Genomic DNA, 16,785 nt, shown 5'->3' on the forward strand with positions numbered 1-16,785 from the left:
CCCCCTTTCGGCAGCATGCCGCACACGCGCCTGCCGGGCAGGGCATGGCCTTCGCGAGGTCGTCGACGAAGCGCGTGGGGATGCCCTGATACAGGCTTCCCGGATCACGGCAGTCCGCGCCTTCTCGGCCATCCGGCGCGGCTCGAGAAGGCCGGGGAAGGTGCCGCGGGCACGCCCTTCCAAAGCTTCGGAACGCACAGTCCGACCGTTCCGGACCGAGCCTCCCGGTCCCGGTCGCGATAGCCGTTGCGCCGCGCCTGTCGGGCCGGGTCCTTCCGGTCATAAGCCGCGCCAGTGGCGGCACCGACCTTTCTTTCCATCAGGCGCCCGGCTGCACAGCCGGCCATCTCGCGCAAAAGGTCAGCATCCGGGGCCTTCTCGACAAGGTCGCGCAAGTCCATCGCGTCAACGGCCGTCGGTGGTCTTTCCGGTCCAGGCCGGCGCCAACAACCAGACCCTGCCGGAACATCGCCGGTGACCACCTCAACCAGAACCCACACGACGCGGCGGGACAGGATCCGACACGGCCGATCGAAGTGCCCCAAGATTTGCAGACGCTTCGCCCCCTGACTTTGAGGTCGGGAGGTCGACATTGGGACGAGCCGTGACAGCGATGAGTTCGAGCGGGATGCGGTCGCGCGGATCACCGAGCGAGGTTGCCCGGCCAGCGGGGTGTCGGGGCGGCTCGGGGTAGGTCCATACTCGCCCTCCGCCTGGAAAGGAAGTTCGCGACGACGTCACCCGGCGATGGTGGGAAGGATACCGGGATCGGGCGTCTGAAGCGCGAGCTGGCGCGGGCGATCGAGGAGCGCGGTACCCGGAAAAAAGGGCGAGGCTTGTCCGCCATCGGTCCGAGGACGATGCCCAGCGCGTACTTCGCGCGAGAGTTCCGATGAAGTACGCCTTTGTTCAGGCGCATCGCGAGGAGTTCGGCGTGCGGGCCATGTGCCGGATGCCGCGGATTGGCTCTGCTGCACGGAACGCGTTGAAGGTTGATCTCCCGCTTTCCCTGATTGGCTTGATCGGCCGTCTGGTTGATATCGAGAACCGGACGGTCGCCGGGAAGCTTGAAGAGCGCATCGACACGCTGGAGCGCCAGAAGCTGATGCTGGCCGAAAAGGCTGCAAAGGACGTGCCGAGCAAGGGAAGGCTGGAGGATTGTATGGAACTAACGCTCAAATTCCTCTCAAGACTTTGTAATATCGAAAATAATGGTACTCATGCAGTGAGCAGGCAGTGCTTCGGGTGGCCTTCGCAGAGCCTCCGAGATACTGCCGGAATCAGGGGTATGGAACTATAAAAACTGCCTTCCCCTATAAGGTGCCAGGAGATTTGACATGCCTAGATGGAGAAATGGTGCTGTGAGAGAGGATTGAACTCTCGACCTCACCCTTACCAAGGGTGTGCTCTACCACTGAGCTACCACAGCATTCGGGGGCGGATTAGACCGAACCTCGCGGCGCTGCAACCCCCCAATCGGGCGGGATTGCTGGACCCCGGACGGCCGAGCCGCTATGGGGGCGCCAGAGAGCAGGAGCCCCGATGCCCGGCAAGGCGACCCCCACCCGCGAGGACCGGCTGAAGGCCGCGCTCAAGGCCAACATGGCCCGGCGCAAGGCGCAGAAGCGGGAACGCGCGGAGGAGGAGGACGCTGCCGCGGAGGGGCAGAGCGACAGGCAGGACCAGACCGAAAATGGATAGCATCATCGTCACCGGCAATGGCCCGCTCTGCGGCACCATCCCGATCGCCGGGGCCAAGAACGCCTGCCTGACCCTCATGCCGGCGACCCTTCTGTCGGAGGAGCCGCTGACCCTGACGAATGCGCCGCGCCTGTCGGACATCCGCACGATGACGACGCTGCTGCAATCGCTGGGGGCCGAGGTGTCGGCGCTGTCGGACGGGCTGGTCCTTGCCATGTCGAGCCATGACCTGAACGGCGACCGGGCCGATTACGACATCGTCCGCAAGATGCGCGCCTCGATCCTGGTCCTTGGGCCGCTGCTGGCCAGGCTGGGCCATGCGGTCGTGTCGCTGCCCGGGGGATGCGCCATCGGGGCGCGGCCGGTCGACCTGCACCTGCGCGCGCTGGAGGCTCTGGGCGCGGAGCTGGAACTGCGCGACGGATATGTCCATGCGACGGCGCCTTCGGGCGGGCTGCGCGGTGGCATCGTCGAGTTTCCCTTCGTATCCGTGGGCGCGACCGAGAACGCGCTTATGGCGGCGACGCTGGCGCGCGGGACGACGGTGTTGAAGAACGCCGCGCAGGAGCCCGAGATCGTCGATCTGGCCCGGTGCCTGAGTGCCATGGGCGCGCAGATCGGGGGAGCGGGGACCGCCACGATCGAGGTTCAGGGCGTCGACCGCCTGCACGGCGCCACGCACCGCGTCGTCACCGACCGGATCGAGCTCGGCACCTATATGCTTGCGCCGTTGATCGCCGGCGGAGAGGTGACGTTGCAGGGCGGACGCCGCGACCTGCTGGAGGCGTTCTGCGCCAAGATCGAGGAAGCGGGTGCGTCGGTGTCCGAGTCGGACGAGGGTCTGACCGTGCGGCGGGCGAACGGCCCCATTCGGGCCGTGGACGTCGAGACGGAGCCGTTCCCCGGCTTTCCCACCGACCTTCAGGCACAGATGATGGCGCTGCTCTGCACGGCGGAGGGAACCAGCGTTCTGGAGGAGAAGATCTTCGAGAACCGCTTCATGCACGCCCCCGAACTGATCCGCATGGGGGCGAAGGTCGATGTGCACGGCGGCCATGCAACCGTCACGGGCGTCGAGCGGTTGAAGGGGGCGCCGGTGATGGCCACGGACCTGCGCGCCTCGGTCAGCCTGATCCTTGCGGGGCTGGCGGCCGAAGGCGAGACGCGGGTGGGCCGTGTCTATCATCTGGACCGCGGCTATGAGCATGTCGTGGCCAAGCTGCGCGGCGTGGGCGCCGATATCGAACGGGTGAAGGACGATGGCTGACACGACGAACCGGACTGGCGCGGAGGACGCGCGTTTCGCGGATGGCGAGGACCGGCCGCTGCGCCTCTGGGCCACGGATGCCGAGGATTTGCAGGTCATCGCGGCGCTGTGTCAGGACGCCGTCCTGCCCGCGTCGGAAATGACGTGGCGGAAGTCGTCCCGGCGCTTCGCGCTGTTGCTCAACAGGTTCCGGTGGGAGGGTGGCACGCGTACGGCCGAGCGGGTGCAGAGCGTGCTGGCCGCGGGCGACGTGTCGTCGGTGCGGGGTCAGGGCATCTTGCCGGGCGACGCGGATACGGTGCTGTCGCTGCTGACCGTCGAATGGGAGGCGGGAGCGGATGCCGAGGGCGTGCTGCGCCTGACCTTCGCGGGCGACGGGGTGGTCGAGGTGGCCTGCGATTGCCTCGACGTGACGCTGCGCGACGTGACGCGGGCTTACGGCGCCCCTTCGGGACGGACGCCGCGCCACCCGGAATGAACGCGGCGCCGGTCCTTCGACGGTTGGGTGCGGAGGACGGGCGGGCGTGGCTTGCGCTGATGCTCGCAGGCGTGCGGGAACTGCCGGATGCGTTCCTGTCGACCGAGGACGAACTGCTCGCCCTGACGCCCGATGACATTCACGCCCGGATCGAACGGAGCCTGCTGCACGGCCTGTTCGATGGCGACCGTCTGGTGGGGGTCGCGGGCCTGAACCCCGGTGGCCCGCGCGCCGTCCGGCACCGCGCCGAGGTCGGGCCGTTCCACATCCTGCCCGAATGGCGGGGCAGGGGCCTGGCCGACCGCCTGATGGAGGCGATGGTGTCCGAGGCGCGGACGCGGGGGATCGCGTGGCTCGACCTTTGGGTCGCGGCGGGGAACGGCCGGGCGCTGGCTTTCTATGCGCGCCACGGGTTCCAGAGGACAGGCTTTCGCGCCGATGCCGTCCGGGTCGACGACGTGCCCTGCGACGACGTCCTGATGGCCCGGAGCCTTGAGGCCGTCGCATGGGGCGTCTAGGCAGGCGGCACGCAATCCGCCCGGAGGCCCGATGCCGCATTTCCTCAACAGCGCCGACGCGGACTTCGACGCGAGGTTCGCAGCCCTTCTGACCATGAAGCGCGAGGATGCGGCCGATGTGGACGATGCCGTGGCGGCGATCATCGCGGACGTGCGGGAGCGGGGCGATGCGGCGGTCTGCGAGTTGACGGCGCGGTTCGACCGCTTCGACCTGACGCCCGACACGATCCGCCTGACCGGATCCGAGATCGCGGAGGCCGCCGCCGGAGTGCCCGACGCCGAACGCGCCGCGTTGGAACTGGCCGCCGCGCGCATCCGGGCCTATCACGAACGCCAGATGCCCCGCGACGAAAGCTGGACCGACGGCGCCGGCGCCACGCTGGGCTGGCGGTGGGGGCCGGTGGATGCGGCGGGCCTCTATGTGCCGGGCGGGCTGGCGAGTTATCCGTCGTCGGTGCTGATGAACGCCATTCCCGCACGGGTGGCGGGGGTCGGGCGGCTGGTCATGTGCGTGCCGACGCCGGACGGCGTGCTGAACCCGCTGGTCCTGCTGGCGGCGCAGATATCCGGCGTGACCGAGATCTGCCGGATCGGCGGCGCACAGGCCATCGCGGCGATGGCCTGGGGCACCGAGAGCATCGCGCCGGTGGACAAGATCACGGGGCCGGGCAACGCCTATGTCGCCGCGGCCAAACGCCGTGTCTTCGGACGCGTCGGCATCGACATGATCGCGGGCCCGTCCGAGATCCTGGTGATCGCCGATGCCGACAACGACCCGGACTGGATCGCGGTCGACCTGCTGTCACAGGCGGAACACGACGAAAGCGCGCAATCGATCCTGATCACCGACGACGCCGCCTTCGGGCGGGCCGTGGCGGAGGCGGTCGAGACGCGCCTTGTCACGCTGGAGCGCCGCGCCATCGCGGGCGCGTCCTGGCGGGATTTCGGGGCGGTCGTGGTCGTGCGCGATCTGGACGAGGCCGCGGCCCTGTCGAACCGCGTCGCGCCCGAGCATCTGGAACTGGCCGTGGCCGACCCGGACGCGCTGGCCGCGAAGATCACCCATGCGGGGGCGATCTTCCTCGGCGCCTGGACGCCAGAGGCGGTGGGCGACTACGTCGGCGGGCCGAACCACGTCCTGCCCACCGCGCGGTCGGCGCGGTTCTCGTCGGGGCTGTCGGTGCTCGACTTCATGAAGCGCACGACGCTGGCCCGCATGAGCCCCGACGCCCTGCGTGCCATCGGCCCGGCGGCGGTGACGCTGGCCACCTCCGAGTCGCTCGAGGCGCATGGCCTGTCGGTGCAGGCGCGGCTGGATCGGTTGAACCGATGAAGGGGATGGCAATGTTCCGTCGTGACAAAGGCACGGGCGCCGTCGTATCCCCGGCGACATGAACGCACGTATCGCCAGCATCCGCATCGACGACCGCAACCTGCCGACCCCCACGCCGGAGATCGAGCAGGAACGGGCGGTCGCCATCTTCGACCTTCTGGAGGACAACTCCTTCGCGCTCTGCGCGGCCAATGCGCCGGAGGGGCCGTATGACGTGCAGTTGGCGATCCGCGACCGGAGGCTGGTCTTCGATGTCGATACGGAGAACGGCAAGGCGGGGGAGTTTCACCTGTCGCTCGGGCCGTTCCGGCAGGTGGTCAAGGACTACTACCAGATCTGCGAGGCCTATTTCGACGCCGTCAAGAAGCTGCCCGCCAGCCAGATCGAGGCGATCGACATGGCGCGGCGCGGTATCCACAACGAAGGCGCGCGCATCCTGCAGGAACGTCTGGAAGGCAAGGCGCAGGTCGATGCCGACACTTCACGCCGTTTGTTCACACTTATCTGCGTCCTGCACTTCGGAGCCTGACGGGTGGGCGCAAACCCGCAGTCCGTGCTGTTCTGCTGCGATCACAATGCCGTCCGGTCCCCCATGGCGGAAGGGTTGATGAAGCAGCGCCACGGTCACTCCATCTATGTGCAGTCCGCCGGGGTGCATAACGACCTGGAGATCGACGGCTTCGCTATCGCCGTCTGCGGCGAGCTGGGGGTGGAGCTGTCGCGTCATCGGACGCGGTCGTTCGAGGAGATGCGCGAATGGGGCGACGACCTGGAGCAGTTCGACCTGATCGTCGCGCTGTCGCCCGCCTCGCAGCGGGTCGCGATGGAACTGGGCCGGCACGCCCATATCGATGTGGAATACTGGCCGATCATGGACCCCACGGGTCTCGGCGCGCACCGGGAGGAAAAGCTGGCCAGCTATCGCCAGACGCGCGACCAGATCGCGGAGCGGCTGAAGGTGCGGTTCGGCTGACGCCGGACGGCCAGATCACCCCTTGAACTTCTGGCCGATCCGCCCCATCTAGCGCCATCCAGTCGCAGTGCGTGCGGCGTCCCCACAGGAGAGACCATGGCCAAGGAAGAAATGCTCGAATTCCCCGGCGTCGTTAAGGAACTCCTGCCCAACGCGACATTCCGGGTCGAACTCGAGAACGGCCATGAGATCATCGCGCATACGGCGGGCAAGATGCGCAAGAACCGCATCCGGGTTCTGGCGGGCGACAAGGTGCAGGTGGAAATGACCCCCTATGACCTGAGCAAGGGTCGCATCAACTATCGCTTCAAGTAAGTGCTGATCCTCGGATCAGGATCGCCCCGTCGGCTGGAGCTGCTGGGGCAGATCGGCGTCGTGCCCGATGCCGTCCGTTCCCCCGACATCGACGAGACTCCCCTGCCGCGCGAGACGCCCCGCATCTATTGCGAGCGGATCACCGCCGCCAAGATCGCCGCCATCGAGGCCGACGCTGACGACGTCGTTCTGTGTGCCGACACGACCGTGGGGCTGGGTCGGCGCATCCTGGGCAAGCCCCAGGATGCCGCGGACGCGGCGCGGTTCCTGCGCCTGCTGTCGGGCACGCGCCACAAGGTCGTCACCTGCGTCGCCGTGCGGCGGGGGGAGCGGACGTCGCAGCGCACCAGCGTCACCTCGGTCAAGTTCAAGCGTCTGTCGGAGGCGGAGATCGACGGCTACCTCGCCACCGGCGATTGGCAGGGCAAGGCGGGAGGCTACGCCATCCAGGGTCCGGCGGGCACCTTGATCCCCTGGATCGAGGGCAGCTTCACCGGCGTCATGGGCCTTCCGCTGCACGAGACGGCGAACCTGTTGCAGGCCGCGGGCGTGGAGGTCTGGCGATGAAGGGCGAGCAGATCGTTCTGGGTCACCACCACGGCCGCACCGCCGCCGCGAGGATGGTCGATGGCCGCCTGTCCGACCTGCTGATCGACGGGGCCGACGACAGGCCCGTGCCGGGCACCGTGTTCCGCGCCGTCTGCGACCGGCCCGTCAAGGGGCAGGGCGGCATGTTCCTGCGGCTGGGCGACGGTCTGACCGGCTGGCACCGGGGGGCCAAGGGCCTCGCTCCGGGGCAGGTGCTTCTTGTGCAGGTCACTGGCCATGCCGAGCCGGGGAAGGCGATCCCAGTGAGCGACCGCGTGCTGTTCAAGTCGCGCTATTGCATCGTCACCCCCGGCGCGCCCGGTCTGAACGTCGCGCGCAGCCTGACTGACGAAGCGGAGCGCGACCGCTTGCTGGAGATCGCCAACGACGCGGTGCCCGACCGCCAGGGTCACGGAATCATCCTGCGGACTGCGGCCGAGGGCGCGGACGAAGGCACGCTGACCGACGACCTGACCGCGACCTGGGCCACCGCGATGCAGGTGCTGGGGGACGCCGACACCAAGGCCGAACGCCTTCTGGACGGGCCGGACGCCCATACGCTCGCCTGGCGTGACTGGCCCGCCGCCGAGGTCTCGGAGGATTGGGATGCCGTCGCCGACCAGATGGATGCCCTGCGCTCGCCCGAGGTGCGGCTGGGGCAGGTAACGCTGTCCATCGAACCCACGCGCGCGCTGGTCGCCGTCGACGTGAACACGCCCGAAGGCGGGGCGGGGGGCCTGAAGGCCAATCTGGCTGCTGCGAAGGAACTGCCGCGGCAGTTGCGCCTGCGCGGTCTTGGCGGGCAGATCGTGCTCGACCTCGCGCCCATGCCCAAGAAGGACCGCAAGGCCGTGGAGAGCGCGCTGCGCGCGGCCTTCAAGGCCGACCCGATCGAGACGAGCCTGATCGGATGGACCCCGCTGGGCCATTTCGAGTTGACCCGACGCCGCGAGAGACGACCGTTGGAGGAGGTGCTGTGACCTGCCCGATTTGCGACAAGCCGACCGATCCGAAATACCGACCGTTCTGTTCGCGCCGCTGCGCCGACGTCGATCTGGGCAAGTGGCTGACCGGCGCCTATTCCGTCCCGTCCGCCGACCCGGACGACGTGGACGAAGCGCTGGATGCCGCGAATCCGGGACCGGAGCCCAAGTCCCGCCCGAACTGACGATTTTCGTCTGGACAGCGTTTTGAGCCTGTCCTAGACGGTGCGGACCCCGCGGAGAAATCCTCCGCTTCCGACGGAAAGCGCCGTGGGAAAACCAGTGCCTGGGTAGCTCAGGGGTAGAGCAGTGGATTGAAAATCCTCGTGTCGGTGGTTCGATTCCGCCCCCGGGCACCACTTTTCCCTAAGCGCGGCGACCTCGGGGCTTCACCTTGTCTTTGCAGGTTTTGAGGTGCTGAAGCGATCTCTGAGATTTTTTGACCATTTGCGCGGATTCCCGGGAGCGGTGTCGGTAGATGAGTCCGGGGGACGTGTGGCAGCGGGCCGTTCCCTGCATTGTCCGCGGCGGATCACGATCCGTCAGGGTCTTCCGCCCCGGCAGTTCCCCATAGGTCCAGTCGTCGAGGCGGGTCGGGCGAAGAACGTCTTTGTAGGTACCGGCCTTAACCCCCATTAACGGGGGCGGGGCGGGTCAGGCCTGGGTCGGTCGGTAACCTGAGGGTGCGGCCTCCCGCGGCGTCCATCGATCAGGCAGTAACCGGCGATGCAGCCCCACGCACTCATCCTCGGTTCGGCGTATCCAAGCAGGCGGCCGACGGTGAACCAAGCCAGCATCAGGGCGCCCGACGCGTAGCGGACCCAGCTCGCTCCTGCGTCCATCGGATCGGCCATCATCCGCCCGACCTTCTCCGACGGGGCGCGATCCCTGGCGTCCACGTCAAGCAGGCCGGATCGGAGATCGAGCGCTTCCGCGTCGATCCGGATCCGCTTGCCGTTCAGGGTGGCGCAGTGGCCGCGTCTGGCGACGAACATCTCGTTCACGATGGGGGCACGGATGACACCGATGACCGGACCCTTCGCATCCAGCAGGCCGATGGAGATGCACCAAGCCGGCTGGCCGGCCAGGAACGGCGCGGTTCCGTCGATGGGGTCGATCACCCAGATCAGGCCGGAGGTGCCCGGCCTGAGGCCGTGCTCCTCGCCCAGTTGCGCGTCGGCGTGAAAGACCCGGGCAAGCGCTTTGCGGATCAGCGTCTCGACTTCCCGGTTGGCTTCGGACACCATGTCCTGCCGGCTGAGCTTGGCTTCGATGTTGAAGTCGCCGCAGCGCCCCAAACAGTGGAGCGCCAGCGTACCGGCGCGGCGGGCGATGTCCTCTGCCTCGCTCAGGCAGTCGACGAGGCTCATCCGATGCCCTCCTGAATGACGGCCAGCCCGCGAGACCGGAATGCCAGGGCGACCACGGTTCCGACGTTGAGTGGCGCGTCGCTGTTGATCGCGTACAGCCGGTCGATGGGTTCAGCGACTCCGTATGCCACATGGTCGGCGAGATAGGCCGATGACTGGACGCGTCGCCGTAGTGGTTCTTCGCCGGGCGTGAGCGCGATGGCGTCTGCCCGCACCGCCAGCTTCGCCGGACAGGCCGTGACGCCTCGTGCGGGCACGGGATGGCGCAGGCCCCCGACCCGGATCGTCGCGGTGCCCACTTCGACGCGTTCCTTGTCGCAGGGGATCAGGTTCGCCTTGCTGATGAAGTCGACGATGAACTCCGGTGCGGGCGCGTCATAGAGGTTGCGCAGTGCACCCACCTGCCCGGACCCGGCTTTCTCGCATCACGACGATCCGGTCGGAGACCACCAGCGCCTTCTTCTGGTCGTGGGTGACGTAGACGGCCGTGAAGCCCAGCCGCTGCGGCAGGTTGCGGATCTCGGTCCGTATTCGGCCACGCAGGCGGGCATCAAGGTTCGACAGCGGCCTGTCGAGCACCACCATCTGGGGCTCCAGCGTCAGCGCGCGGGCCACCGCGACGCGTTGCTGCTGTCCGCCGGAAAGTTCGGGTGCAGGCAGTCACCAATGTCGTCGAGACCGACGGGGTTCAGCCCCTTTCCGGCAGTGGCCCGCGCCTCGCGCGGTTTCATGCGGCCTTGTTCGAGATCATCGGCCAGGTTCTTCGTGACGCTCATATGCAGTAAAAAGCGCGTAGCTCTGAAAGACTATCGACACGTCGCGGCGCTCGGCCGGCAGACGGGTCACACCCTCTCTGCCGATCAGGATGCGGCCGGAGGTCGTGCTTTCTAGTCCCGCCAGCATCCGCAGCGTCGTCGTCTTGCCGCAGCTGGAAGGGTCCAGAAGCGTCACCAGTTTGCCCGGCTCGATCGACGACGACAGGTCCGGTATCGTGGTGAAGGCGCCGAAATCCCTGCGGACATGCCAGAACGCGACCGCGCCGCGGCTTCTGTCGGCCATGCCGGAGCCCCCTTGGCCCTGCGCGCCGCGGCCCAGCGCGCGCCGTCCTCCCTCGTCGCAGCAGCCGGCGGCCCACGGGGAGCTGGAACCCGGCGATCAGCGTGATCATCACTAGGATGAAGACCTGGGAATAGGCAGTCGTTTGGTTGTACTTGGCCGAGACCAGCAAGATCACCGCGGAAATCGAGTTGATCGCCCGGACGAGGGATTAGATCAGGGTGGCCAGGACGGCAGGGCGAAGCAGCGGCAGGATCATCCGGCGCAGCGCGCGCCACGAGGATGCCCCCAGCGAGAGCGACGCCTCATCGAGCGATCCGTCGAGTTGCGAAGTTGCCCCGACGCCGCCGCGCACACCGACCGGCGTGTTGCTGAAGATGAAGCAGAAGACCAGAATCGTGGCCGTGTCTGTCATCTGGATGGGCGGCAGGTTGACCGCAATGATGCAGCTTATACCGATGACCATGCCGGGGAGTGCGAAGCTCAGCATCCGGACGAACTCAAGGATGTCACGGCCCGGAAAGCGTTTCCGCACGATCAGCCAGGCGGTCAGCATGCCCACGGCCGCCGTCAAGGGTGCCGCGATCTCTATCCCGGTCCAGAACCTGTTCCAGGCGATGCCGTCCGAGAAGGAGATCGCGAAGTCGCGGCCGTAGTGGTCGAGCGTCAGGCTGTGGTCGAAGCCCCAGACGCGCACGATGCTTCCGAACAGGATCAGCGTAGACAACAAGCGCGACCGCCGACCATAGGGCCATCGGCGCCACGCGCGGCGGACGCCGCCGGCGCCGTTGCCGGATACGGTCGCAAAGTTGCGCCGCCCGAGCCAGAGCCGCTGCGCGGGGAAGGCGGAAAGGGGTGAAGCCAAGCAGGACCGTCGCAAGAACGGCAGCGCGGACCGTGTCGCGCTGTGCACTGACGAAGGCGAAAAAATCTCGGTCGAGAACACGCCGTCCGAGCCGCCGAAAACAGGGGGTTGCCGAAATCGGCCATGGATTCAATGAAGCCGATCAGGAACGCATTGGCGAGGCCCGAAGCCATCGGCGGCGTTGAGGCGCGGCGGAACGTCCGCTCCCGGATGAAGGTCGTGACGAACCCCGCCTATCCCGGCATCGGCGTGAGCGCGAGACCGATCCCGAAGGGCGGTGTGATGATGGGCAGCACCGTCAGGAGACGCAGCGCCTTCTTGAACAAAGCGTTCGTGCGCGTCGTCATTAGCGCGAACGCGAGGCCAATGAGCGTCGTTCCGGTGGCCGTGCAGACCGCAGGGAACAAGGTGCGCCAGGTGACGCCGCAACTGCCCGAAGCGGTCAGGCACCGGAGGCTTCAGATCTGCGGATCGCCGGTATTGCGGGCGATCCCGGTCGCTGTGAAGGAGCCGTCAAATTTCTGGAACGCGCCGGCGAACGTCGGCAGGATCGGGTAGAGGACGAAGGTTCCCTCGCGCAGGACCAGAAACCCGATGGAGCCGAGGACGTAAGCGTCGCCCTTCAGCGCGCCCCGGCTCCAGTCGCGCGGACCGATGGAGGGCCCTTGCGCGATCAATCAGAGAAGGCTCGCCGCCCCGATCCGGGCCAGCCTGCACCCCGCCAATTCGGCGAGCCGGGCCAGACCGAAGGAACCGCTTCGGACGCGGTAAGACGGCAGGACCGCGAAGGAGGTCAGGGACGCAAGGAACAGGACGTCCAGACGTCGGTTGTCACGGATCATGTCCGGCCCTCGGCCGACCGATCACTTGCCGACGCCGCCGACATCTCGTCCCCATCGGTCCATAAGTTCGCTGCGATGCTCGGTCGAGCCGTATTCCGCGAAATCGTAGTCGATCAGTTTGATGTCGTCGAAGTCGGGTCCATGTCCGGGATTTCTTTCTGAAGGGCCGCTTCGAGAAGATCGGCCCAGCATTTCGGCCCCCCGATCCCCTTTTCGGCGAAGATCTCGGTGTCGTAGCCCCATTCGAGCGCATCGGAATAGACGTCCACAGTCCGGTTGCCCGCGCTTCGGCCTGGCTCACCTCCCACGGCTGCAACTGATCCCGCACGGGCAACTGGTATTCGGCTGTCAGACCGTCGTCCTGCGCCGCATGCAGGTACGGGTCGCCCGTGCCGCCCCGGCAAGTGTCGGTTTGAGGGTTGCGCCCCTCTGCCCGGATCCTGGCGTAGGTCTCGCCAGACGACATCCGGACCATGTTCACGTCGCTGTCGTGATCGCCCTCGAAGGTGCGTGTCAGTGTCTAGCAGATCACCACGTCGGCCGAGCAGACCAGGTTCAGTTCGGCCTTCGTCGCGGCATTTCCCATCAGGGCCTCCATGCCGCCTGCCAGAACGGGGATCATCCGTTTCATTGTCGCCCCTCTCTTTGATCGCGTCCCACCCCGTGCGAGGGTCGGACCTCCGGCCGGGTAGCCTTGGCTCTCGATGGAAAGCCGTCAATGACCCAGCGACGGGATCAGGTCGCGTCGCGATCCATGATCCATTCGACCTCCGGCGCGGCGATGAAGCGCCATTTGCGGAGCGGACCTGCCATGACGTTCAGGTAATACAGTTCGAACCCATAGGGCGCGCCGCAGGGATGGTGGCCGCGCGGCACGCAGACGACATCGCCGTCCGAGACGGCCATGGTTTCGTCCAGGCTGCGGTCGTCGGTATAGACCCGCTGGACGGCAAAGCCGTTCGCCGGGTTCAGGCGGTGATAGTAGGTTTCCTCCAGCAGGGTGATCCGGGGGAAATCGTCTTCGTCGTGGCGGTGGCTCGGGAATGACGACCAATGGCCCGCTGGGGTGAACACTTCGGTCACCAGCAGGGAGTCCGCATAGTCCTCGGCTTCCATGGCGATGTTGTTGATGTGGCGCGTATTGGTGCCGCGACCCCGCTCGGTCAAGGTGATGCCCTCGGGCCCGATGCGCCGCGCGGCGTGCCCCGACCTGCCGGGCGCGGTGCAGACCGCGATGGTGCAGTCGGTTACGGCCACCGCGCGCCAATCGGTGCCGCCGGGCAGGTAGAGGCAGTGCGGCGGCGTCTTCTCGAACACGTCCATCCGGTCGCCCAGCACGCCCCAGTCGCGATCAGCCCCGGTAAGCCGGGCCTTCCCCTCGACCATCACGATGATCACCTCGCGGTCGCCCGTCGCCTCGATCGCCTCCTCTCCGGCGCGGAGGCGGTAGAGCGAGAAGCCGACGTAGGTCCAGCCGGCATCCTGGGGGGTGATGTCATGAACCTTGCCGTGGTCAGCGGTGGGGCGGTGCAGAAGTCGGGTCATGTGCGCGTCCTTCTCGGGCGACGGCCGCCGGGATCAGACCGTTCCGCCGAGGCTTCCTTCCAGCGTGGCCATTTCCTGCCCGCCGGCCATCATGTCCTGCAATTCTTCCGGCGTGATCTCGCCGCGCTCGGCCGTGCCGAGCGTTTGTCCGCGGTTGAGGACGGTGAAGCGGTCGCCCACTGCCATCGCATGACGCACGTTGTGAGTGATGAAGACGACGGCGATCCCCTTCTTGCGGACCTTGTCGATGGTGGCGAGCACGTTCGACGTCTGCCGAACCCCGAGCGCCGAGGTCGGCTCATCCAGGATGAGGACCTTGGCGCCGAAATACACGGCGCGCGCGATGGCGACGGTCTGGCGTTCGCCGCCCGACAGGGTGCCGACGGCCTGATCGGGGCCACGCAGGTTGATGCCCATACTCTGCATCTCTTCCATCGTGACGCGGTTGGCGAGGTCATGGTCGAAGAACGGCAACCCCGCGATCCGCCGGATCGGCTCGTTGCCCATGAAGAAGTTGCGGCTGACCGACATCAGCGGGATCATGGCGAGATCCTGATAGACCGTCGCGATGCCCGCCGCGATCGCGTCGCGCGGATCGGCGAAGGACATCGGCCGCCCCTCGAAGAAGATTTCACCGCTCGTCGGGCGGTGAACGCCCGACATCGTCTTGATGAAGGTCGATTTTCCCGCCCCGTTGTCGCCGAGAAGGCAGTGGCACTCGCCGGGCAGGATATCGACCGACACGCCATTGAGCGCGATTACGGACCCGAAATGCTTTTCGATGTCCTTCATGCTGACGATGGGTTTCACTGTGGGCTCCATCAGCGCTCTCCCGTGATGATGCGGCGGATGTAGGTGTTGAGGATCACCGCAAGGAGCAGGATCACGCCGAGGAACACGCGGAACAGCGACGATTCGACGTTCGCGAAGAACAGGCCCTGCTGGACGACCCCGAAGATCAGCGCGCCCAGGGCCGCGCCTATGACCGAGCCGTAGCCACCCGTCAGAAGCGCACCGCCGATCACGACCGCGATGATTGCCTCGAACTCCTTGAGAAGGCCCCGGTCGGCGCCGGCCGAGCCGAACTCCATGACCTGGCAGGTTGCGAAGACGGTGGCGCAGAACGCGGTGAAGACGAACATCAGGATCTTGACCCGGTCCACCGGAACGCCCGCATAGCGGGCCGCCTGCGCGTCGCCGCCGGCGGCGAAGATCCAGTTGCCGAAGCGGGTGCGGGTGAGAAGGATGTGGCCGAACACGATCAACACGAACGCCCAGATGATGAGCATCGGCACGCCGTTGACGACCGGTTCCCCGGCGCGGTTGCCGCGGTCGAAGACGCCGATGACGCCCGCGTCGCCGAGCCACTGGAAGAACGGGCGCCCGATGGTGCCGCCGAACAGCGCGGCGAGCCAGTCACCCTCCGCCGCCTCGCGGATGCCGCCGATGATGGTCTTCCGCTCCAGCGTCTGGGGAATGAAGATGGTGAAGCCGCGCAGGATGAACAGCGTGGCCAGCGTCACGATGAAACTGGGCAGGCCGGTGCGCACGACGATGACGCCGTTGAGCGCGCCGAACGCCATGCAGATCGCGAAGGTGACGAGGATCGCGATCCACATGGGCCAGCCGAGCGTCACGCCGAAGATGGCGATCATCATGCCCGCGAAGCCGATCATCGAGCCGACCGAGAGGTCGAATTCTCCCGCGATCATCAGAAGGCAGGCGCCCACGGCGATGATCATGAACTGCGCGGACACGGTCGACCAGTTCAGGATGCCTTGCGCGTTGAACATGCCGCTGTCGTGGGCAAGCAGGGCGAAGAACGTGAAGACGGCGACCGTGCCGATGATGCCCCCCAATTCGGGACGGATCAGAGCCTTTCGCCAGGGCGAAACGTCCTTCACGCGCTCGTCGATCACTGCCTGCGGCGTATCGGCCATCCTGCTTCTCCTCCCCGAATGAAAGGCCGGGTCGGCGTCACCGCCCCCCGGCCAATTGAGATCAGCGGAATTCGCCCGCGAGTTCCTCGACCTTGTCGATGTTGTCCGCCGTCACGAAACCGGGGCCCGAGTTGACGTTGTTGCCGGGAAGCACCCCGTAGCGATCGTAGTTCGCCAGCACGACGACGGGCAGATAAGCCTGCAGGAAGGGCTGCTGGTCGATGCCCCACTGGATCGTGCCGTCCTTGATGGCCTGAACGATCTCGGCGCCCAGGTCGAAAGTGCCGAAGTAGATATCTCCCGCGAGACCCATTTCCTCGACCGCCTGGATTGTCGGATTGGCCGAGGTCGGGCCGAGCGTCAGAATCGCGTCGGTATCGGGGTTGGTATTCAGATAGGCCATGACGCGGTTCTTGATCTCGGCCGGGTCTTCTCCCGAGTCGATCATGCTGCTGCCAAGCTCGATGCCGAGACCGTCGGCGAAGCCCCGGCAACGGTCGGCGATGACGGGGTTGGAGATCTTGTGGTTGACGCAGACGAAGCTTTCGACACCGTCGCCCTTGGCCCGCTGACCCGCGGCCAGCCCTGCATCGTACTCGGGCTGGCCCACGAACATAAGCGCCCCAAGCTCACGAACCTGCTCCGGCGTGCCGGAGTTCATGATGATGACGTCGATGCCCTGATCGACGGCGGAGCGGATCGGGCCGGCCAGAACATCGTAGTCGGCCACTGTCGTTATGATCCCGTCGGGACCCGACGCGGCCGCCTGTTCGATGATGCGGGCCATGTCGGCCAGATCGCCGGTGGGCGGATTGCGGTATTCCACATTGACGCCCATCTGCTCCCCGGCAAGGTTCAGCGCGTTCTTGATGGTATTCCACCAGGCATCCGAATCGGGCGCGTGGCTCACCATGATGTAGGACAGATCGTCGTCGATCGCTTGCGCGTGCGACGCGAACGGAACCGTCAGTGCCGTGGCTGCCAGCGCCAAAGTCTTGAAAAATTTCATAG

The 16,785-nt window shown here is 66.7% G+C and carries 23 protein-coding genes, 2 tRNA genes and 2 pseudogenes; 14 read left to right on the forward strand and 13 right to left on the reverse strand.

Annotation, left to right across the window (positions count from 1 at the left end; all coding sequences use genetic code 11):
- Nucleotides 1–401: pseudogene (locus JAN5088_RS18110) on the reverse strand (transposase); the annotation flags it as partial.
- 491 nt (nt 402–892) lie between these two features.
- On the opposite strand from JAN5088_RS18110, the gene JAN5088_RS02165 reads away from it, so the two are divergent.
- A complete protein-coding gene (locus tag JAN5088_RS02165) occupies nt 893–1,300 on the forward strand; it encodes a hypothetical protein (protein ID WP_055681178.1) in 408 nt (135 codons plus the stop codon).
- Between the two features lie 54 nt (nt 1,301–1,354).
- On the opposite strand, the gene JAN5088_RS02170 is transcribed toward JAN5088_RS02165, so the two are convergent.
- Nucleotides 1,355–1,429 (reverse strand) — tRNA-Thr (locus JAN5088_RS02170).
- A 113-nt stretch (nt 1,430–1,542) separates the two neighbouring features.
- Here JAN5088_RS02170 and JAN5088_RS19020 point away from each other — a divergent pair.
- The 12 genes from JAN5088_RS19020 (at nt 1,543) to JAN5088_RS02225 (ending at nt 8,515) form a co-directional block, all read left to right on the forward strand.
- Nucleotides 1,543–1,701 carry a hypothetical protein gene (locus JAN5088_RS19020; RefSeq protein WP_177220074.1) on the forward strand — a complete coding sequence of 53 codons (159 nt, stop codon included), beginning with the start codon at nt 1,543–1,545 and terminating at the stop codon, nt 1,699–1,701.
- Complete coding sequence (gene murA / locus JAN5088_RS02175; protein WP_055681179.1) at nt 1,694–2,968, forward strand: UDP-N-acetylglucosamine 1-carboxyvinyltransferase; 1,275 nt, start codon at nt 1,694–1,696, stop codon at nt 2,966–2,968. The genes JAN5088_RS19020 and murA overlap by 8 nt, the downstream gene beginning before the upstream one ends.
- On the forward strand, nt 2,961–3,446 hold the full coding sequence (locus tag JAN5088_RS02180) for a DUF2948 family protein (protein ID WP_055681180.1): 486 nt from the start codon (nt 2,961–2,963) through the stop codon (nt 3,444–3,446). Before murA ends, JAN5088_RS02180 begins: the two co-directional genes overlap by 8 nt.
- On the forward strand, nt 3,443–3,964 hold the full coding sequence (locus tag JAN5088_RS02185) for a GNAT family N-acetyltransferase (RefSeq protein ID WP_055681181.1): 522 nt from the start codon (nt 3,443–3,445) through the stop codon (nt 3,962–3,964). Before JAN5088_RS02180 ends, JAN5088_RS02185 begins: the two co-directional genes overlap by 4 nt.
- Nucleotides 3,965–3,995: 31 nt before the next feature.
- Complete coding sequence (hisD, locus tag JAN5088_RS02190) at nt 3,996–5,297, forward strand: histidinol dehydrogenase (RefSeq protein ID WP_055681182.1); 1,302 nt, start codon at nt 3,996–3,998, stop codon at nt 5,295–5,297.
- Between the two features lie 58 nt (nt 5,298–5,355).
- The gene (locus JAN5088_RS02195) at nt 5,356–5,826 is read left to right on the forward strand and encodes a UPF0262 family protein (RefSeq protein WP_055681183.1); all 471 of its coding nucleotides are present in this window, start codon (nt 5,356–5,358) and stop codon (nt 5,824–5,826) included.
- Nucleotides 5,827–5,889: 63 nt separating this feature from the next.
- Nucleotides 5,890–6,270, forward strand: coding sequence for an arsenate-mycothiol transferase ArsC (locus tag JAN5088_RS02200; protein ID WP_233489701.1), 381 nt, complete (start codon nt 5,890–5,892; stop codon nt 6,268–6,270).
- A 96-nt stretch (nt 6,271–6,366) separates the two neighbouring features.
- Nucleotides 6,367–6,585: a translation initiation factor IF-1 gene (infA, locus tag JAN5088_RS02205; protein ID WP_055681185.1), complete on the forward strand. Its 219-nt coding sequence runs from the start codon at nt 6,367–6,369 to the stop codon at nt 6,583–6,585.
- Nucleotides 6,586–7,152 carry a Maf family protein gene (locus tag JAN5088_RS02210; RefSeq protein WP_055681186.1) on the forward strand — a complete coding sequence of 189 codons (567 nt, stop codon included), beginning with the start codon at nt 6,586–6,588 and terminating at the stop codon, nt 7,150–7,152.
- A complete protein-coding gene (locus JAN5088_RS02215; RefSeq protein ID WP_055681187.1) occupies nt 7,149–8,153 on the forward strand; it encodes a ribonuclease E/G in 1,005 nt (334 codons plus the stop codon). The genes JAN5088_RS02210 and JAN5088_RS02215 overlap by 4 nt, the downstream gene beginning before the upstream one ends.
- Entirely contained in the window at nt 8,150–8,341 is a 192-nt protein-coding gene (locus JAN5088_RS02220) for a DNA gyrase inhibitor YacG (RefSeq protein ID WP_055681188.1), read from the forward strand. The genes JAN5088_RS02215 and JAN5088_RS02220 overlap by 4 nt, the downstream gene beginning before the upstream one ends.
- Before the next feature lie 99 nt (nt 8,342–8,440).
- Nucleotides 8,441–8,515, forward strand: a tRNA-Phe gene (locus tag JAN5088_RS02225).
- A gap of 276 nt (nt 8,516–8,791) precedes the next feature.
- Here JAN5088_RS02225 and JAN5088_RS02230 read toward each other — a convergent pair.
- The 5 genes and pseudogenes from JAN5088_RS02230 to JAN5088_RS19160 all read right to left on the reverse strand — a co-directional run bounded on the left by JAN5088_RS02230 (nt 8,792) and on the right by JAN5088_RS19160 (nt 11,309).
- Nucleotides 8,792–9,526 carry an inositol monophosphatase family protein gene (locus JAN5088_RS02230; RefSeq protein WP_074962640.1) on the reverse strand — a complete coding sequence of 245 codons (735 nt, stop codon included), beginning with the start codon at nt 9,524–9,526 and terminating at the stop codon, nt 8,792–8,794.
- On the reverse strand, nt 9,523–9,927 hold the full coding sequence (locus tag JAN5088_RS19145; protein ID WP_233489696.1) for a P-loop NTPase family protein: 405 nt from the start codon (nt 9,925–9,927) through the stop codon (nt 9,523–9,525). The genes JAN5088_RS02230 and JAN5088_RS19145 overlap by 4 nt, the downstream gene beginning before the upstream one ends.
- On the reverse strand, nt 9,902–10,141 hold the full coding sequence (locus tag JAN5088_RS19150) for a hypothetical protein (RefSeq protein WP_233489704.1): 240 nt from the start codon (nt 10,139–10,141) through the stop codon (nt 9,902–9,904). The genes JAN5088_RS19145 and JAN5088_RS19150 overlap by 26 nt, the downstream gene beginning before the upstream one ends.
- A 6-nt stretch (nt 10,142–10,147) precedes the next feature.
- Nucleotides 10,148–10,585: pseudogene (locus tag JAN5088_RS19155) on the reverse strand (ATP-binding cassette domain-containing protein); the annotation flags it as partial.
- 208 nt (nt 10,586–10,793) lie between these two features.
- On the reverse strand, nt 10,794–11,309 hold the full coding sequence (locus JAN5088_RS19160; protein ID WP_233489697.1) for an ABC transporter permease: 516 nt from the start codon (nt 11,307–11,309) through the stop codon (nt 10,794–10,796).
- A 261-nt stretch (nt 11,310–11,570) separates the two neighbouring features.
- Here JAN5088_RS19160 and JAN5088_RS19165 point away from each other — a divergent pair, with 261 nt between their 5' ends.
- Nucleotides 11,571–12,005 carry a hypothetical protein gene (locus JAN5088_RS19165; RefSeq protein WP_233489698.1) on the forward strand — a complete coding sequence of 145 codons (435 nt, stop codon included), beginning with the start codon at nt 11,571–11,573 and terminating at the stop codon, nt 12,003–12,005.
- A gap of 119 nt (nt 12,006–12,124) precedes the next feature.
- Here JAN5088_RS19165 and JAN5088_RS19170 read toward each other — a convergent pair whose 3' ends face one another.
- The 6 genes from JAN5088_RS19170 to JAN5088_RS02265 all read right to left on the reverse strand — a co-directional run bounded on the left by JAN5088_RS19170 (nt 12,125) and on the right by JAN5088_RS02265 (nt 16,783).
- Complete coding sequence (locus JAN5088_RS19170; protein WP_158448460.1) at nt 12,125–12,289, reverse strand: hypothetical protein; 165 nt, start codon at nt 12,287–12,289, stop codon at nt 12,125–12,127.
- Between the two features lie 113 nt (nt 12,290–12,402).
- Nucleotides 12,403–12,558: a hypothetical protein gene (locus JAN5088_RS18825; protein WP_158448461.1), complete on the reverse strand. Its 156-nt coding sequence runs from the start codon at nt 12,556–12,558 to the stop codon at nt 12,403–12,405.
- Nucleotides 12,559–13,024: 466 nt separating this feature from the next.
- Nucleotides 13,025–13,834, reverse strand: a complete 810-nt coding sequence (gene iolB, locus JAN5088_RS02250) for a 5-deoxy-glucuronate isomerase (protein ID WP_055681191.1) — start codon at nt 13,832–13,834, stop codon at nt 13,025–13,027.
- 33 nt (nt 13,835–13,867) lie between these two features.
- Nucleotides 13,868–14,656, reverse strand: coding sequence for an ATP-binding cassette domain-containing protein (locus JAN5088_RS02255; RefSeq protein WP_055681192.1), 789 nt, complete (start codon nt 14,654–14,656; stop codon nt 13,868–13,870).
- On the reverse strand, nt 14,656–15,774 hold the full coding sequence (locus tag JAN5088_RS02260) for an ABC transporter permease (RefSeq protein ID WP_055681193.1): 1,119 nt from the start codon (nt 15,772–15,774) through the stop codon (nt 14,656–14,658). The genes JAN5088_RS02255 and JAN5088_RS02260 overlap by 1 nt, the downstream gene beginning before the upstream one ends.
- Before the next feature lie 61 nt (nt 15,775–15,835).
- Nucleotides 15,836–16,783, reverse strand: a complete 948-nt coding sequence (locus tag JAN5088_RS02265; RefSeq protein ID WP_055681194.1) for a sugar ABC transporter substrate-binding protein — start codon at nt 16,781–16,783, stop codon at nt 15,836–15,838.
- Between the last annotated feature and the right edge of the window lie 2 nt (nt 16,784–16,785).

Origin of the sequence: Jannaschia rubra, from assembly GCF_001403735.1 — a bacterium.
Classification (GTDB): Bacteria; Pseudomonadota; Alphaproteobacteria; order Rhodobacterales; family Rhodobacteraceae; genus Jannaschia; species Jannaschia rubra.

Excerpts from the sequence above, each read along its gene's own strand:
- JAN5088_RS02165 (WP_055681178.1), top strand. The coding sequence starts at position 893 with ATGAAGTACGCCTTTGTTCAGGCGCATCGCGAGGAGTTCGGCGTGCGG.
- JAN5088_RS19020 (WP_177220074.1), top strand. The coding sequence starts at position 1,543 with ATGCCCGGCAAGGCGACCCCCACCCGCGAGGACCGGCTGAAGGCCGCG.
- murA (WP_055681179.1), top strand. The coding sequence starts at position 1,694 with ATGGATAGCATCATCGTCACCGGCAATGGCCCGCTCTGCGGCACCATC.
- JAN5088_RS02180 (WP_055681180.1), top strand. The coding sequence starts at position 2,961 with ATGGCTGACACGACGAACCGGACTGGCGCGGAGGACGCGCGTTTCGCG.
- JAN5088_RS02185 (WP_055681181.1), top strand. The coding sequence starts at position 3,443 with ATGAACGCGGCGCCGGTCCTTCGACGGTTGGGTGCGGAGGACGGGCGG.
- hisD (WP_055681182.1), top strand. The coding sequence starts at position 3,996 with ATGCCGCATTTCCTCAACAGCGCCGACGCGGACTTCGACGCGAGGTTC.
- JAN5088_RS02195 (WP_055681183.1), top strand. The coding sequence starts at position 5,356 with ATGAACGCACGTATCGCCAGCATCCGCATCGACGACCGCAACCTGCCG.
- JAN5088_RS02200 (WP_233489701.1), top strand. The coding sequence starts at position 5,890 with ATGGCGGAAGGGTTGATGAAGCAGCGCCACGGTCACTCCATCTATGTG.
- infA (WP_055681185.1), top strand. The coding sequence starts at position 6,367 with ATGGCCAAGGAAGAAATGCTCGAATTCCCCGGCGTCGTTAAGGAACTC.
- JAN5088_RS02215 (WP_055681187.1), top strand. The coding sequence starts at position 7,149 with ATGAAGGGCGAGCAGATCGTTCTGGGTCACCACCACGGCCGCACCGCC.
- JAN5088_RS02230 (WP_074962640.1), bottom strand. The coding sequence starts at position 9,526 with ATGAGCCTCGTCGACTGCCTGAGCGAGGCAGAGGACATCGCCCGCCGC.
- JAN5088_RS19165 (WP_233489698.1), top strand. The coding sequence starts at position 11,571 with ATGGATTCAATGAAGCCGATCAGGAACGCATTGGCGAGGCCCGAAGCC.
- JAN5088_RS19170 (WP_158448460.1), bottom strand. The coding sequence starts at position 12,289 with ATGATCCGTGACAACCGACGTCTGGACGTCCTGTTCCTTGCGTCCCTG.
- iolB (WP_055681191.1), bottom strand. The coding sequence starts at position 13,834 with ATGACCCGACTTCTGCACCGCCCCACCGCTGACCACGGCAAGGTTCAT.
- JAN5088_RS02255 (WP_055681192.1), bottom strand. The coding sequence starts at position 14,656 with ATGGAGCCCACAGTGAAACCCATCGTCAGCATGAAGGACATCGAAAAG.
- JAN5088_RS02260 (WP_055681193.1), bottom strand. The coding sequence starts at position 15,774 with ATGGCCGATACGCCGCAGGCAGTGATCGACGAGCGCGTGAAGGACGTT.
- JAN5088_RS02265 (WP_055681194.1), bottom strand. The coding sequence starts at position 16,783 with ATGAAATTTTTCAAGACTTTGGCGCTGGCAGCCACGGCACTGACGGTT.